The following is a 17060-nucleotide window of genomic DNA, read 5'->3' as shown; positions in this document are numbered from 1 at the left end:
TATTAGCTCTATTCGACTAAAGGCCAGTGTTAGCCAATATAAAAAAGAGCGCCGAAGCGCTCTTTGTGTTTGTCTCACAATGGTCACATCAATTAGTGATCTTGTGCTTCTCCTGAGCCTTTAGGGAAACGAATTGACTCAACCATATCAACCACATCTTGTGGAACTGCTGAGGTTACTTTGCTGACGGCAAATGCCACACCAAAGTTAATCAACATGCCTAATAGACCGATACCTTCTGGTGAAACACCAAATAACCAGTTGTCAGCAGTGTTAGCACTTGGGTTAATAAACTTGAAGTAAACAATATAAGACGCTGTAAACAATAGACCCGTAACCATACCTGAGATGGCACCTTCTTTATTCACTGTCTTAGAGAAAATCCCCATAATGATTGCCGGAAACAGTGACGATGCAGCCAGACCGAAAGCAATCGCGACCACCGCAGCCACAAACCCAGGTGGATTAATACCAAAGTAACCTGCCATCACAATACCTGCAGCAGCGGCAATACGTGCATACAACAACTCCTTCTTATCCGAGATATCCGGCATAAAGTTTTTCTTCAATAAGTCATGCGATACCGATGTAGAGATAACAAGCAATAATCCCGCAGAGGTAGATAGAGCTGCCGCTAGACCACCAGCAGCCACCAGTGCAATCACCCATGCTGGTAGGTTAGCTATTTCAGGTGTTGCAAGAACCATAATATCGCGGTCAATCTTCATCTCATTTTCAGGACCATTTGAGTAATAAAGAAGGCCGTTATCATCCTTATCTTCCCACTGAATTAATCCTGTCTTTTCCCAATTCTTAATCCATTCAGGTGCGTTTTCATAAGGTGTACCCGCCATTTCAGGACCATTAATGGTTTCAATCATGTTCACACGAGAGAACGCCGCAAGCGCAGGAATAGTGGTGTACATGATAGCGATAAAGACAAGTGCCCAACCCGCAGATACACGTGCATCTTTCACTCTAGGTACAGTGAAGAAACGCACAATAACATGGGGCAGACCCGCTGTACCGAACATCAATGCGCCAGTAATAAAGAACACATCAATCATGCTCTTAGAACCTTCAGTATATTGGGAAAAGCCAAGCTCTGTGGACAATCCATCGAGTTTATCAAGCAAGAACTCACCCGTGCCATTACCAGCAGCATCGACTAATTCAGCACCAAAACCAATTTGTGGAATAACATGACCTGTCATCATCACCGAAATGAAGATAGCTGGCACCATGAAAGCAAAAATAAGTACACAGTATTGTGCAACCTGCGTATAGGTAATCCCCTTCATGCCACCTAACACAGCATAAAAGAATACCACCGCCATACCGATATAAACCCCCGTATCAACTTCAACTTCAAGGAATCTGGAGAATACAACACCTACGCCACGCATTTGTCCGGCGATATAAGTAAAGCAGATGAAGATGGCGCACACGACTGCAACCGTACGCGCGGCTTGAGAATAATAACGATCACCAATAAAGTCAGGCACAGTAAACTTACCAAACTTGCGAAGGTATGGCGCCATACAAAGCGCTAATAGAACATAGCCGCCAGTCCAACCCATGAGGTATACCGAACCGTCGTAACCGACGAATGAAACAATACCCGCGAGTGAGATAAATGACGCTGCAGACATCCAATCGGCAGCGGTAGCCATTCCGTTCATTACAGGGTGAACACCACCGCCTGCAACATAAAATTCTTTGGTTGATCCGGCTCTAGACCAGATCGCGATTCCGATGTACAGGGCAAATGTAAACCCTACAATCAGATATGTTAGTGTTTGTACGTCCATCTCATGATTCCTTATTATATGGGTTAGGCTGGGTTAGAATTAGTCTTCATGTACATCATATTTTTTGTCTAATGCGTTCGCCTTAGCGACATAGACAAAAATAAGTGCCACAAACACGTACATTGCACCCTGTTGTGCAAACCAGAACCCTAGCTTAAAGCCCATGAAATGGATCTCATTGAGCACATCTACTAATAAAATACCGCAGCCAAATGACACCGCAGCCCATATGGCCAGTAAACCAAGTACTAGACGCAAATTCTCGCGCCAATATCCCTCTGCCTTCTCATTGCTTTCAAAACTCATAGTGACTCCCATGTGCTGATTTTTATATTAAGTCATGAGTTAATCTAACAAGCACTGAGGGAACAACAATCGCGACCTTAGTCTAACGCTAACGGAAACCTTAGAGGCATAAACTCAAAAATAACTAATTAACAAGTGGTTACAAGTTTACGCCAACGTAACGCTTGAGTGTTTTTCAAGCAAAACCTTAGACCAAGGTAGTAATCGAAAATAGCCAAAAATTGTAGCGCGCCGCGAAGTTTGGCAGAACGGTTCGGGTGGTTTGGCAAAAAAGCTGTACTTCTGTTGGTCGATAAGTTTGGCAAAAGTCGAGTCACAAGCTTTGGCTTAGAGTGATTAAGATAAAAATTTAGTTTAAGCCAAGCAACTCCTCGACGAGGAAAGACGCCTAGTGTAGGGCCTATAATAGCGAGGCAGACTCCCTTGCTCGGTCTTTGATGACGGCTTATTTGATATGTGCCCGCTGGGATGCAGCTTTTACCCTGTTGGTTGTTTAACCAGGGGCATTCAGCGGTAACTGCAATAGTATTGCCACCAGCATCTTTGAGTTCGCCAAAGGTGCCGTGCGTTATCATCTTCAGCTACGCTATGCTTATCTATGTATTTTCTACACTATACGCATATGCTTTCCCTTTGTATGGGTCAACTAATGCAACAGTCAAAACTTTATCAAGCTTTGCCAATGTAGAAACTACAACTTCTATCTCTTCTATGCTGCATGCCTTACACTCAATTACAGGGTAAGGGTAGGGATTAATATTACCTGCATTAGAATATGCTGAAAAATATAGTAAACATGACATCAGAACTAGTTTTACATACTCCTTTATTTAAGCCACATCAAATGTAACCACAAAACAACGCGTGCGAACAAAAAAACATGTCTCATACCTAGTGACTGGTTACAAAACTACGTTAAACGGTCCTATTCGGGAAATGGATTTAAGAAGGACAGACTAATAATATGCGAAAGCAACTACATACTTAAATCGCAAAGAGCTCGGTAACAAATTCAGTAAAGCGGCCAAGACTGATTAGGGAAAGATTGGGCAGTAAGGCGTATGACTGACCCAATTAAACTTAAGCCACAATAGCCTTATGCCTGCCCTAGAGCTTTTTTAGTAGGATGTTTTTTGAGGACTATGAATGATGCCATTAAATAACAAAGCTCTACGGGAATAAGCAACAGATAACCGGTCAGTGTTAATAATTGGTCATTAACCATCTCAATGAACACGGCTTGAGCTAAAATTAACACTAAAAAATATAAAACGATCAGTTTACGATTGAATAAAAAAGTCACTAATCCGATAAACCACAGAAGCAGCATATAAAGTTCAATATCATTAGACCAAAAGCCATAGCTAACATAATCACCAGCCATAAATGATGGTCCCAAAGGCATTAAGACGCCATATACCGCGGTATTTCCAGCATTCGCACCAAGATTAAAACTTAAGAGAATCCAGATCCACAGTAACAACAACCGCTTCAAAAATAACTTCATGATTAACATTCACATCAAAGACAGCAGTGTTATTTACCCACTAGCAAGTACAAAACTGAAACTAGGCTCAATAAAAAGGCTAACCATTATAAATCAGTAAGATATTAATTAAGGTTAGCTTAGTCGACAGAGTTTTATACCTTGTCAACCGGTGCTACCGCACCGATAAATTGTATTTCCCCAAACGGGTCCCAAAGCTTAACCATTCCAGGCGGTAAAGATGTTTGCTCTGGCTGCGCAAAAAGATTGAGCACGTCATTGACAATTAACACTGAGGTATTGTCATAGCCACCACACCACTTTGAAACTTGAATGAGTCTGTTACAAAGCTCGCAGGCCGGTAACTTCTGATTCAAAATTTGCTTAAAGGTATTCGCTTCAATGTAATGCGCGCCATCAGACGTCAAAATGAGCCGTTTTATATTACGGTACTTTGGCAAGCCCACTAATTGTGCTTTTAATTCAGGACCAACCCCGACATATTGCAACAAGCCTTTACTTAAATGTACCCCTGCCGCATCTGCATTTTGCCCTGCAAAAGTATCATCTTTAGAATACTGTTTAATACCGTGAGCAAAATTTGCGTATATACGGCTGTCACCCACATTTATAGCTTCAAATTGGCCATGACTATCGTAAATAAAAGCCGATAAGGTCGCGCCGCCGTTACTTTGAAAGAGTGAATAAACATCGGTGTTTGCATCTTCAACAGCCTTTATTAATCGCTCAGCCAAGGAACGCTGTCGATTCCTTATACAACTGCTTATAAATGAACCGATACTTAGGCTAGCACATTGTGCACCTGAGGCCATCCCCCCCATTCCATCACATAAAATCCCAATGATGAAAGAGTGAGTAGCAGATACTTGCACTTGTACGCATGCAACTCTATCTTGATTTTCTGGCCTAATATTGCCGATATCACAACCCATTGCGATTGAAGAATCGAACAAGTCTCTAACAGCTCCTGTTGCAACTGTCCGAGATAACCATAGCTGGATGTGTTCTTTTATAGCGTCTTGTTCCATAGCAGTTTCTTTGTTGCAAGCCCGTACTTAAGTCAATGGTGTCAATATAACGTAACAACCCGCTTTATGGTATGTCCCTCAAGTAAAACGCCCAAAAACAAATCACAGTAACACATCACTGCAACGAGTCAGGGCATGTTCAACATACGCGATGAGAAAGCGGTCTAGCCGTGTTTGTTATGCCGTTAATGCTCCGTTCCCGAGTATATCCACATAGGCTCAGTTTTACCCGCGCGCACAAAACCTAAGGTTTTATAAAAATCTATAGCCTCGCCGTCTGCCGTTAGCATTTGTTGATGCAAATGACCGTATATTGATTGGAACGCTGCCATCATTTTTCGCCCAATACCTTTCCCTTGATAATCCGGATGAACCAGCATGTGAGGATAATAAACTACTAAGTGGCCATCAGATATGGCATTTGCTAAACCGACTAATTTGCCATTAAACCTAGCGGTTACTAAAGAGTGAGAGTTTGTTAATGCAGCCATCAGTTCTACGGGTTTATCAGCAGAAGACCATCCATTCGCCTTATATAAATCGATAACTTCATCTTCATTTATATTCCTGTCGAGATTAACTTCAATGTTCATTCATACTCCATCATTGCCAAACAGTATTACGCCAAACAGTACTTTTGCGGTTTGAGCGTCTTGATGTAGAGGCCTCTACATCCTTTCCTCAAACAATTTATTTTCAATAACTTATCAATTTCACGGTAAACTATCGAACATAAGACTCTAGTTTTATTTGGTTTTATCACATCCCTCACAATTTTCATAGCGGTATGTTTCGCCTCAGCTGAGCTCATTATTAACTAAAAGCGCCTCAGTACGAAGAACACTGTTCGCACGAAGAAAGGCACAGTTCAAGCCTTTAACGTGCGTGTTCTTTACCTTCATATTCTTTGTGAAAGCATCGCGCTTGGTGATGTGGTGAGATTATCCTTTGGGAAGAGGTATTAGTGATTATGGTGGCCTGTAATTTTGAGCAATATGATTTTTGAATATCAGTAATTTTGAGCGCTGTGATGTTTGAACATCTGTGATTTTGAACGCTGTGATTATTGGGGTTTGAATAACAAAAAGCCCACGGTTAAGTGAGCTTATCAATAACAAGAAGGCTATAAGGCAAAATCCGTTATGGCTTGCTGTCTTCCTCAAGTGTACTCAAGTAGCGTACCAGTTTGGCTAAATCCTCTGGTGTCTTACCCGGGTTCTTTACAAGGTACTTACCGTTAACCACAAGCGAGGGTACGCCGCGAATTTCAGCTAATTGAGCCTGAGTATCATAATTCATCAAGGCGAGCTTAGCGTCTGTCGAATTCATCGCCGCTTCAACCTCTTGTGCATTAAGCCCCTGACTTACAAAAAAGTCTCTTAACTGTTCAGGCCGTGTAAAAGCGCCCTCTTGCTCATGTATACGGGTGAAGATATTACCGTGAACTTGCTTGGTCACATTAAACTTTTGCGCTAGATAGTAAGCCTCCTGACTTAAAATCCAGCTAGTGCGACCAGCGCCAACAGGCGTTCGCTCAAATTGAACCTCTTCGCCGAGAAGATCTGCAGTCTGTTTAAAGAATGGATCTTGGCGATAACAGTGGCCGCAATTATATGAAAAGAACTCACGTACTACTGGCGTCGTCGTCTCTGGGATCCCGCCAATTTTGACGTAATCGACACCTTCTTGGTAAGGAGCAGCCGATGCACTTTGCAAAGGCAGCCATAGCATGGCGAAAATAACAAACATTCGACCAAGTGATTGTTTAAACGACTTCATATTTACCCCTAGTTTCAAATTTGGCGTTTATCTCTATTTCAAAAGCCGTTAAGGATTCTATATTAACAGCCGTTAAAGACTCTGTATCGCAACAAGTTTAAGGCTCTATATTAAAAACCGTTAAGGACTCTATATTAACAGCCGTTAAGGACTCTGTATCACAACAAGTTTAAGGCTCTATATTAAAAACCGTTAAGGACTCTATATTAACAGCCGTTAAGGAGTCTATTGAGAGTTTGAGTCGCATAGCGCTCAACGAACTTGAATGATTAATCTCTGCATTAGTGGCAACTGGTCAGCATATCCATAGGATCACTAAATTGATATTCGAAACTAAATTCTGTCATCAATCTATCACTGTTAATCGACTTACCAGTAAGCTTAGTTGCTGCGCCATCCTTTATAAATTGCGGTATCACTAAGCCTAAGTCACTGGCGGCTTTTGCGTAAAATGCTTCGCGCGTAGGATGAGTCGGTGCGCATACATTATAAATTGTATTCTCAGGTGAACTAAACAATAGCGTCGTCACGGCAACAATGCAGTCATTTAGATGAACAAGGTTCACCGCACTATTGCCACCAGCAAGTTCTGTTTTACCCGCAAGGAAACGCCCGGGATGCCGCTTAGGTCCAACCAGCCCGGCAAATCGAACAATACAGGCATTGTCTTTAGCGGCAAAGAGCGCCTCAGCTTGTAAAAGTTTTTCACTGTTCTCTGAGTGAGCTTTAGCGTCTTGCTCTGTAAGTTCGCCATCGATAGACGGATACACGCCCGTAGTACTCACAAAAATAAGCCTTTTGTAACTGTGATGATCTATGAGTTGGTTTAACTTAGCTAGCCGTGACAAATAGGCATCGGGATCTTTTCTTAACCCCGGAGGAATATTAACCACTAAACAGTCAACAGTCAGTGCCCGGGTTATCTCTGCACTTTTCTCTGCACTTTTCTCTGCACTCTGCTGTTGCAGCTGTGCATCATCTAAATCAAGCTTAAAACCATTAATGCCCTGCTCTTTTAATGCCTGCGCTTGTGCTAACTCCCGCTTACTGCCAAAAACAGTCACACCGCGTTCAACCAAAGCCTTTGCGAGCGGAAGCCCAAACCAACCACAGCCGACAATACAGACTGATTTAATCATATTTTCTGTCTCTGAATTTATAACTCTTAATACGTGTCAGTTTAAAGCACAAGCTAAGAGATAGGCTAGCTTTGTGCTAACAGATAAGGAAACTTGTTATAAGGTGCTGAAGTAAAAGCTTACTGGTGATGTTGCATCGAGTGTTTTGACCGCTGCAGATGAAAGCGCTTCAAGTTTTATTACAGCGACAATCTCTTGCTCTTCTTCGGTTAAAAATCGCAACTGACCATTTTTACCATCAATGCTACAACTCCAGACTATGGGCTTTTTAACCTGAGATGTGGTTACCATCACTTTGGCTACATCACCGCAAGACAGGGTTACTAAGGTTCCTGGCGGGTAGATCCCCAGCACTTTAACTAAAGTCGAAATTAACTTTGGGTCATGTTTATCGACACGGTTCTTAAATAGGTAACCTAGCGCCACTTGTGGCGATCTAGCCTCACCGGCCCTAAGTAAGCGCTCGAAATCATTCGCTAAACTCACCACTTGCGTTTCAATGGCGATTTGCTGCCCCTTCAGTCCATGAGGATAACCGCTACCATCAATCCATTCATGGTGATGCAAAATAATATCTAACACGGCACTTGGAAATAAACCTGACTTATTCAGCATGTCATAGCCAAACTGGGCGTGCATATTTAAGAAATTGGCTTCATGTTCTGATAGATGGCCTTTTTTGCGTCGGATCACGTCCGGTACTTTCTGCTTACCGATATCGTGAAATAGCGCTCCCATGGCAATATCGCGCAACTGTGAGTGAGTCATATCCAGTGCTTGGCCAAGGATCATAGATAAGACCGCTACCGATACACCGTGCTGGTTAACCGATATATTGTCGCCCGCATTCACCAACGTTAGGTAAGGAGTTTCCATCTCCTTTAGGTGATCCATTAGCTCTTCAACTAAGGTTGCGGCACTTCGGTAAGCGCCTTGAGGATCGGCGCCTAACTTTGAAAAAGTTGCTCTGCAATCACTCGCGCCCTTGGTAAACCTTTGTTGGCCCATTCGAATAGACTTTCTAACGAGCGCACTATACTCAGCAGCGATCTCTTCTGGGGTTGGGGCGATTTTGACTTTGACTGGTGCAGATTTTTTTGACAGCAACTCAACACCGGAAATCAGGTACACGAATGACACATTAAGCGTTTTAATTAACTCAATGTGTGCTAATTTCTCTATTTCGATACGATTGAATAGAAAAGGATGGTTCGTCCATGAAAGAGGAAGCTTAACGGTCATACCAACTTTCAACTCAGACAAAGGAATTTGCATCTCGGCAGCCTTTGACATTTAAGTCACTCCAGCATCGGCATTTAGGCCGATTTTTATTGCTAACCAATCAGAGTACATAAGCTTAAGCACTCTTTAAACCCACAGCTAATACCAAAGCCTAACGGCAATGCTGCTTTAGGTCTGAGCCAAGTCGATAATGATTATCTTACTCACTAGACTGCAGACTGGTGTCAACTTTATGACAAATAGAGCTAAATTGACACGTTAAAATTCAATATGAGGGTTTTATTCAAGTGAGTCTGGTTAAAAATACGCTGTTTGAGTATATGTTATTCCTTATTTATCTCATTTTATCGAGAATAACCACAAATTGAATATTGCATACAATATTCAACACCCCTATACTGAAACTGTTTCTTAAGATCGGTCGCCCCGAAGATGATGTTTAAGAAGCAATACTGTCAATTGTCCTTTAACTTGCTAAGTCATAGTCGCAGTTTGATTATTATTTATCTTTAAAGGTTTTTTATTGTAACTCTTTGGATCATATGTACAGAGTGACTCTCTGAATCAAGATTCTTTAGACGCTGCTTGCAGCGTCTTTTTTTTTATTCTTTTTCCTTGCTATCATTTTCTTTCCAGTCACTAAAGTACAGCTTCAAACGCTTTGACTTATATAGATATAAACCACTCCAGAATAAGAACAATGCATCTAGCCCTATACTCCAGCTGTACACATAGTATGTATGCAACACACGCTGGATAAGTAAGCCACCATCAATAAATAGCAGCAATACCAGCATCCACTTCATATATGGAAAAACAGGTCGTACCCAGTTAGGCGCACGTTTTCTTTCTGCTATCACGGCGCCATAAACAATGAGGGCTCCTGCACCTGCGGCTAAAGCCAGCAAGAAGTCACTTTTGTGCGGGTAAAATAATTCAACTAAGGCAGCTCTATCGCTGGCTTGAGTCAGTGATGCGATAAACACACACCAACCACGGGCAATAAACACCAGTAACAGATAGAGCATGATTGGCGGTTTTACATGTCCTTTATCATCGAGCCATGTGATATTACTAAAATTCAAACCATTTCCTTTGATTGATGACTCAAGACGACAAGTCAGTGCTTAAGCTAAACCTACTGTTAGATGTGGTGGCAATTAAATGATTTTCAAGCTTTATACCAATTACATTAGGTATTTAATCAATTCAGAAGCGCTTGAGCTTTTCAATTCAAGACGCATCGATGACAGAATGGTTATTCCCTAGTGAGTCAATGCAAAACAGAAGTGGAACACTTGAGCGTTTCCCACTGGCTGGTGATATTTAAAACATGGCAAAGCACTGCATGCTACGCCCGAAACTCTTCATATACGATTACATATATTTAGGAGGTAGAGCGAAGCAGGAGCCCAGAGCCGAGAATAACGATTCGCATCAAATTCCCAACTTGCCCTCAGCCCTTTGAATTCACGCTGAATGAACAGTTCCTTAATGCAATTGGTATTAACAGATAATAAAAAAGCTCCTAGCCAAAGCAGCATAGGAGCGTTTAAATTAATCCAACTCACGTGTTAAATTTATCTCTCTTTTAGAGCAAATCGACCTTAAGCCAAAATAGCAATCAAGGCTTCTTCATCGATAACTTTAACCCCTAGCTCTTGCGCCTTAGTCAGTTTTGACCCTGCCGCGGCACCCGCGACTAAACAATCGGTATTTTTCGATACACTCCCAGCTACCTTAGCACCTAGTGCCTGTAGCTTTGCTTTAGCATCATTGCGGTTTAATTGAGTTAACGTTCCCGTTAATACCCACGTTTGGCCTTTAAGTGATAGATCTTCTTCTGCCACTTCTTCTATTGCAGGCCAATGTACGCCAGCTTCAATCAGCTTATCAATAACGTCAAGATTATGAGGCTGGGCAAAAAAGTGAGCAAGATGGGCCGCCACAATCGTGCCAACATCATCGACCCTAATGAAGGCTTCTTCATTCGCCGACTTAAGTGCATCAAGGGTTTTAAAATAGGCAGCCAAGTTTGCGGCTGTCGCCTCACCCACTTCGCGTATTCCTAATGCATAGAGGAAACGGGCAAAAGTGGTTTGTTTAGCGACATCGATAGCGGCAACAAGTTTAGTCGCAGACTTCATGCCCATGCGCTCTAACATCGTCATGGCAGAGGCGGTCAACTTAAATAGATCGGCAGGGCTTGCAACTAACTCTTTATCAATGAGTTGCTCAACAACTTTATCGCCCATACCATCGATATCTAACGCCTTACGTGATGCAAAATGTTTAATCGCTTCTTTGCGCTGCGCTTCACAAAAGAGTCCACCGGTGCAACGTGCAACCGCTTCACCTTCGACTCGCTCAACTTCGCTGCCACAAACTGGACAATGCGCAGGGAAACAGATCTCTTTGGCATCATCAGGACGCTTTTCAGCCACAACGGCAACAATTTGCGGGATCACGTCACCCGCGCGGCGGATGATGATGGTATCACCGATTTTTACGCCAAGTCGGGCAATTTCATCGGCGTTATGTAAGGTTGCATTTGATACGGTTACGCCACCGACAAACACCGGCTTTAAACGAGCAACCGGCGTGACTGCACCAGTACGCCCCACCTGAAAGTCGACGCCCTCTAATAGGGTCATCTCTTCTTGTGCAGGGAACTTAAATGCTGTTGCCCAGCGCGGTGCTTTAGCTACATAACCTAAACTTAATTGGTGAGCAATTTGGTTAACCTTGATCACCACACCGTCAATTTCGAACTCTAGGCTGCTACGGCGCAGTTGAATATCATTATAATATTCCATCACCTGTGCCACAGACTCGCACACTTTAACTTCTTGGCTAACGGGCACGCCCCATGAGCGCAATTGTTCAAGCTGACCATAATGACTGTCGGCAAGTTCCCAAGAATCAGGCTCCACCACACCTAACGCATAAGCATAAAAGCCTAGAGCGCGGCTCGCGGTGATCTTACTGTCTAACTGGCGCAAACTACCCGCTGCTGCGTTACGTGGGTTAACGAACAATTTCTCACCTTTAGCACGAGCACGTTCATTAAGTGCATCAAATGCCTTGTGCGGCATAATCACCTCACCACGCACTTCAAGTAGCGGCGGAAAGTTAGCGCCACGTAAACGCAATGGGATAGATTTAATTGTGCGCACGTTTTCAGTGATATTCTCGCCAGTCTGGCCGTCACCGCGAGTAGCCGCTCGCTCAAACACACCATCACGGTAAATAATGCTCACTGCAAGACCATCTAGCTTAGGTTCACAACAGTAGCTTAAGCTGCCGGTTTTATCGGTTATACGTTGATTAAACGCAGTAAATTCTTGTTCATCAAATACGTTATCTAGACTGAGCATAGGTTTTAAATGTTTAATTTGCTCAAACTTAGCCAAAGCCTCGCCGCCAACCCTTTGTGTCGGCGAATCAGCTAAACAAAATTGTGGATGCTCATTCTCTAGCGCTTTCAGTCTGTTCAATAAGCGATCGTACTCAGCATCGGGGATCGAGGGGCTGTCATCAACATAGTAGCGATAGTTGTGTTGATTAAGTTCAGCGGTAAGCTGAGCAATTTCAGTTTGAATAGCGTGCATCTTAATGTCCAAATAATAACAAAGGCCGCTGATGCGGCCTTTCAAATATGTATATGTGTTAAAAGCCTAGGCTTGGGATCTGATTTGCCCTGTTCCTCAAAACTTCGCTTTTATGGTTATGCTCAATTTGCGCTTAGGCCTGCGCTCTGATCCGCTGGATATAGTTTTGCTTAGTACTCTCTAACCACTCATCACGGCCACCGTCGAGCACCACACCACCTAAATCATCGGCAATTTGGTGAGCCGAGTTCAGCATAATAGAGAAATTCATTAACGCATCGCCATAACAAGGTAGCGTCATAAACAGCACTACACCTTGCGTGCTAAATTGCTCCATATTATCCGGGTCAAATACGCCAGGCTTAACCATATTCGCCATCGAAAACAGTACCTTTCCAGTACCAGCATTATCTTCATGACGATGGAAAATATTCATATCACCGAACTTGAAGTTAAGTGTTAGCAAACATGGCAATAACTCTGCGCCACTAAGCTCTTCGCCCTCTTTAGCCACAACATGTAAGACCAGCACATCTTGTGGTTCACCTAGCTCATCTGTAGCGGCTTGCTTTGGCTCTTCTACGGTTGCGGGCTCTTGTGCTGCCGGCTTTAAAGGCGCTGGTTGAGGTTCAACGGCAGCAGCAGATAAAGGCTCTTCACTTGCAAACAAAGACTCTTGCACTGGCATTTCATCACTAAAAGCCGGATTTTCTGCCGATAGAGACGGTTCTACACGAGCCTTATTCATTTTAGCCGCAGGAGCCTGGCTTAACTCAAACGCTTCTTCAACCGGCTCTGTGAACAGCGGCTCTTGCTCGTTAACATCGCTCGTTGCCGTGTCTACTGACGTTGGCTTGACCACTCTAACTTCACCAATCCCATCGTTATCAAAACCTTCGGCATCGCGACGCTCACGGTTGATATCCGCCATGGGGCTTTGCTTGTATCCCTTAGGTTGCTGTTTTCTAATGGACCAAAAGCCGTGCACAAGTACGGCGATAATGGCTATCGCACCTATAAGAAGCAATACCAGCTGCAAATTTTCCATTGATTACCCTGTATTTCTTATGTTTATCCTGCGTCGGCTAATGCCACCGCTTCATCGATATCAACAGCCACGATGCGCGAAACACCGGGCTCATGCATAGTCACACCGATAAGTTGATCGGCCAATTCCATGGTGATCTTGTTGTGACTAATATATATAAATTGTACGCTTTGGGACATCTCTTTCACCAAACGACAAAAACGTTCGACATTGGCGTCATCCAAAGGTGCATCAACCTCATCCAACATACAAAATGGTGCTGGATTCAATCTAAAAATAGCAAAAACTAATGATAAAGCGGTTAACGCTTTTTCTCCACCAGAAAGAAGGTGAATAGTACTATTCTTCTTACCCGGTGGCCTAGCCATAATGGTCACGCCAGTTTCTAATAGGTCATCGTCGGTTAACGCTAAATATGCGCTTCCGCCACCGAAGACCTTAGGAAACAAGATCCCTAAGTCAGTATTCACTTTATCAAAAGTATCTTTAAAACGACTCTTGGTCTCTTTATCAATCTTACGAATCGCTTCTTCTAAACTGGTTAGCGCGGCATTAAGGTCACCATCTTGACTGTCTAAATACAACTTACGTTGATTTTGCTGATCGTACTCTTCAATAGCCGCTAAGTTGATAGCCCCTAAATGTGCTATCTGTGCCCGTAGTCGTTCTAGCTCTTTTTGACGCCACAACATGGTCTTCTTATCGTCTAATGTAGATAATATTAGTTCAACATCAACGTTTTGTTCATTTAACAATCGCTGCTGACTGTCAATTTGACCTTTTATACCTTCACGACGTAACTTTAACGTGCTGGAGGATTGAGTCAAGTCTTCTAACTTTGCAAGCTGTTGTTTTTTATTCGTTCCTGCACTATCGCACAGTTCTTGTAACTCAGCCTGCTGCTGTCTTAAAACCGTTAACGCCTCTTGCTTAATTTGTTGCGCTTGCAGAGCCTGCTCTAATTGTTCTTTAAGGGATTGTGACTGTCCCTCTTCAAGCTCGTTGTCTTTAGCCTCTAATTGCTTATGTAGTTGCAACTCATTTTGTTCAAGCTCTAGCAAACGCTGTTGGTGTTGATTTACTTGCTGTTCAATGAGCACTAACTGAGTGTGTAAGCTCTGCTCACTCATTGAGGTTTGCGTCACTTTGGCTTCTAACTGCTGCCGTAGTGGTTTTAGCTGTGCAACTTTTTCAACCGCTTGTGCTTTTTGCTGCTGACCATGGGTTTTAGCCCGCAGCGTCTGTTCCAGTGTCTCGTTCAGTAACTGATGTTGCAGCTTACGCTGCTCAGCGCTGAGTTCAAAGGCCTGTAACTCTTGCTTAGCTTCAACTAATTCTTGCTCAATTTTTGCGAGTCTAGAAGCGATATCCGTTATCGATTGCTGCTGCGAACGCAGTTGTGAACTTAAACTGGCAAGCTCTATCTGCTTAGTTTGAATCCACTGCTGTTTTTGCTGAGCTTGGCTAACAAGCGGCGCCAGCAATAACTTTATCTCGGCGAGATTTTCGCTTAATCTTGCTAAGCTCGCTTGGCTATTAGCCACACTTTGCTGCAAGGCAATTTGTTCATTTTTAAGCTCGACAATCGAGCCTGCTGCCTGGGTTTTCTCAATGATAAAATCGACACCGATAAGATAACCGTCGGCGGTCGCAATTAACTCGTCATCCTTGAGTGCACTTCGTTGCAATATGGCGTGGTTTTTTGTCTCAACCCAGGTGACATGTTTTAACCAGGGAGCTAGGTTTACCGGCGCCTTGATGGCCGCAAGTTGTGTGCTTCCAGCTTCAAAACCAAACTGCGCTTGATTAGTATCTTTATCTTGGTCATCACCTAGACTATTACGTTGCGAGTCGTCTTGGGGTAACACTGGTGCACTCAATATCCCTGACAATAAAATATCAACGGCGCTTTCCCAGCCGGGAGTAACATCGATCACTTGCCATAGCTCTTGGCTATCACCGTCCTTATCGGCTGGTAATAACTGAGACACGACCGATAGCCGCCCTTGCTCATCTGCAAGTTTGACTTTCAGAGCGTCCTGTTCGGCGAGCAAGGTTTGTTCAGTTTGTTGTTTGACTTCCAGCTGGAAATTGAGTTCATCGACAATTTCTTGTTCTTGCTCAATAACGCCACTAAGCTCACTCACCTGCTCAGTGATATCTTGCGACGTCAACAGTTCAAGCTCTGCTGCCGTTTGCAGTGTTTGCTCTTCTAGTCTCGCGACCCGTTGATGTTTATTAGCAATATCCGTTTCAGCATGGCTGAGCTGATTACGATTCATCTCAAAGGCAAGGTTTGCCTGAGTATGAGCCTCATTTAAATGAGTTAATTGCTCGCTCAGATAGTCAAGCTGCTCAACTAAGGTAGAAAGCTCGGCATCATGTTCTGCCAATTGCTGTCGCAATAGACTGGCTTCGGGCAAAGCACTGGTTTGCTGCTCAGTTAGCAGAGTTTGTTTTGCTTCATCGTCGGCTAAACGGGCACGGTAAGTGAGCATCTGCGCCGAAAGCTCTTGTAGTCGTAGACTCAGGCTTTCATCCTGTTGCTCACGGTGCTTGAGAGACTGCTCTAACTTCGCGATGTGCGTTTTGGTCAAATAAAAGTCTTCGACCTGATGTGCTTCTTTAGTATCAAGCTCGCTTAGCGTTAAATTGAGCTCTGTTAATCTCAGCTCTATGGTCTGATTTTCAGCCAAAAACTGTGCTTGCTGCACCCCTAACTTACCCAGTTGCTCATCAATTTTTGCGGTTTGCTGCAACAACTCATGATAGCGTGATACCGATAATTCGGCATCGCATTTGCGCTCAGCTTGCTTTAGCTCACGATACTTTTTAGCGGTTTCAGCCTGTTCGGCCAATTTATCTAACTGTTTAGCTAATTCAGAGCGAATATCACCGAGCCTCGCCAAGTTCTCTCGGGTGTGACGAATGCGATTCTCAGTTTCTCGACGACGTTCTTTATAACGAGAGATCCCCGCCGCTTCTTCAATGAAAACCCTTAGGTCTTGAGGCTTGGACTCAATGAGCCGTGAAATAGTGCCCTGCTCAATAATGGCGTAACTTCGGGGCCCAAGACCTGTGCCCATAAAAAGATCGGTAATATCTTTACGGCGGCACTTTTGGTTATTGAGAAAATAGCTAGAATCACCGTCTCGGCTCACTTGGCGTTTAACGGCAATTTCTTGATAACTGGAATACTGGCCAACTAGGCGCCCATCTTGATTGTCAAATAGCAATTCCACGCTGGCAACTGACACGGGGCGTCTTGCGGTAGAGCCATTAAAAATAACGTCTGCCATAGAGTCGCCACGCAGATGTTTGGCAGAACTTTCACCCAATACCCAACGCACCGCATCAATCACATTGGATTTGCCGCAGCCGTTCGGGCCAATAATGGCGCTTAGTGGACTCAGTAGAGGTATTTTGGTTGGATCGACAAATGACTTGAATCCGGCAAGTTTAATCTGTTTAAGTCTCATGGTGCCGTTTTGTCATTTCCTCGCTAACATGTTAGCGATTAAGTTCGACGCCTAGCATTGGATAGCTAGCAATCGCATTTATATGGAGTGTAACTTTACCAAAGCTCACT

General features: G+C 43.5%; 13 protein-coding genes. All 13 read right to left on the bottom strand.

Translation table 11 applies throughout. The features are described from left to right. Positions 1 to 92: 92 nt before the first annotated feature. Positions 93 to 1811, bottom strand: coding sequence for a sodium:solute symporter family protein (locus ACVBIK_RS10280; protein ID WP_447161693.1), 1719 nt, complete (start codon positions 1809 to 1811; stop codon positions 93 to 95). Positions 1812 to 1850: 39 nt separating this feature from the next. Continuing rightward, the gene (locus tag ACVBIK_RS10275) at positions 1851 to 2117 is read right to left on the bottom strand and encodes a DUF4212 domain-containing protein (protein WP_012277650.1); all 267 of its coding nucleotides are present in this window, start codon (positions 2115 to 2117) and stop codon (positions 1851 to 1853) included. 128 nt (positions 2118 to 2245) lie between these two features. Next, on the bottom strand, positions 2246 to 2692 hold the full coding sequence (locus ACVBIK_RS10270) for a DUF5675 family protein (protein WP_447169613.1): 447 nt from the start codon (positions 2690 to 2692) through the stop codon (positions 2246 to 2248). A 521-nt stretch (positions 2693 to 3213) separates the two neighbouring features. Next, a complete protein-coding gene (locus ACVBIK_RS10265) occupies positions 3214 to 3624 on the bottom strand; it encodes a hypothetical protein (protein WP_447161695.1) in 411 nt (136 codons plus the stop codon). Positions 3625 to 3758: 134 nt separating this feature from the next. Then, complete coding sequence (locus tag ACVBIK_RS10260; protein WP_447169612.1) at positions 3759 to 4652, bottom strand: PP2C family protein-serine/threonine phosphatase; 894 nt, start codon at positions 4650 to 4652, stop codon at positions 3759 to 3761. A gap of 185 nt (positions 4653 to 4837) precedes the next feature. After that, positions 4838 to 5245: a GNAT family N-acetyltransferase gene (locus ACVBIK_RS10255; protein ID WP_447164444.1), complete on the bottom strand. Its 408-nt coding sequence runs from the start codon at positions 5243 to 5245 to the stop codon at positions 4838 to 4840. A 547-nt stretch (positions 5246 to 5792) separates the two neighbouring features. Beyond that, positions 5793 to 6431: a thiol:disulfide interchange protein DsbA/DsbL gene (locus ACVBIK_RS10250; RefSeq protein ID WP_447161698.1), complete on the bottom strand. Its 639-nt coding sequence runs from the start codon at positions 6429 to 6431 to the stop codon at positions 5793 to 5795. Positions 6432 to 6712: 281 nt separating this feature from the next. Continuing rightward, positions 6713 to 7570: an SDR family oxidoreductase gene (locus tag ACVBIK_RS10245; protein ID WP_447169611.1), complete on the bottom strand. Its 858-nt coding sequence runs from the start codon at positions 7568 to 7570 to the stop codon at positions 6713 to 6715. Between the two features lie 96 nt (positions 7571 to 7666). Then, complete coding sequence (locus tag ACVBIK_RS10240) at positions 7667 to 8863, bottom strand: HD-GYP domain-containing protein (protein WP_447161700.1); 1197 nt, start codon at positions 8861 to 8863, stop codon at positions 7667 to 7669. Between the two features lie 551 nt (positions 8864 to 9414). Further along, positions 9415 to 9897 (bottom strand): DUF2919 domain-containing protein, encoded by a 483-nt coding sequence (locus tag ACVBIK_RS10235; protein ID WP_447161701.1) that lies wholly within the window; start codon positions 9895 to 9897, stop codon positions 9415 to 9417. Positions 9898 to 10419: 522 nt separating this feature from the next. Then, positions 10420 to 12423 (bottom strand): NAD-dependent DNA ligase LigA, encoded by a 2004-nt coding sequence (ligA, locus tag ACVBIK_RS10230; RefSeq protein ID WP_447169610.1) that lies wholly within the window; start codon positions 12421 to 12423, stop codon positions 10420 to 10422. Between the two features lie 133 nt (positions 12424 to 12556). After that, the gene (zipA, locus tag ACVBIK_RS10225) at positions 12557 to 13471 is read right to left on the bottom strand and encodes a cell division protein ZipA (protein ID WP_447169609.1); all 915 of its coding nucleotides are present in this window, start codon (positions 13469 to 13471) and stop codon (positions 12557 to 12559) included. Between the two features lie 23 nt (positions 13472 to 13494). Next, entirely contained in the window at positions 13495 to 16950 is a 3456-nt protein-coding gene (gene smc / locus ACVBIK_RS10220; RefSeq protein WP_447169608.1) for a chromosome segregation protein SMC, read from the bottom strand. Between the last annotated feature and the right edge of the window lie 110 nt (positions 16951 to 17060).

The sequence above is a fragment of the Shewanella sp. 125m-1 genome, from assembly GCF_052977065.1.
The sequence above is the reverse complement of the archived record's forward strand: the minus strand, read 5'-3'. Positions and strand labels throughout refer to the sequence as shown.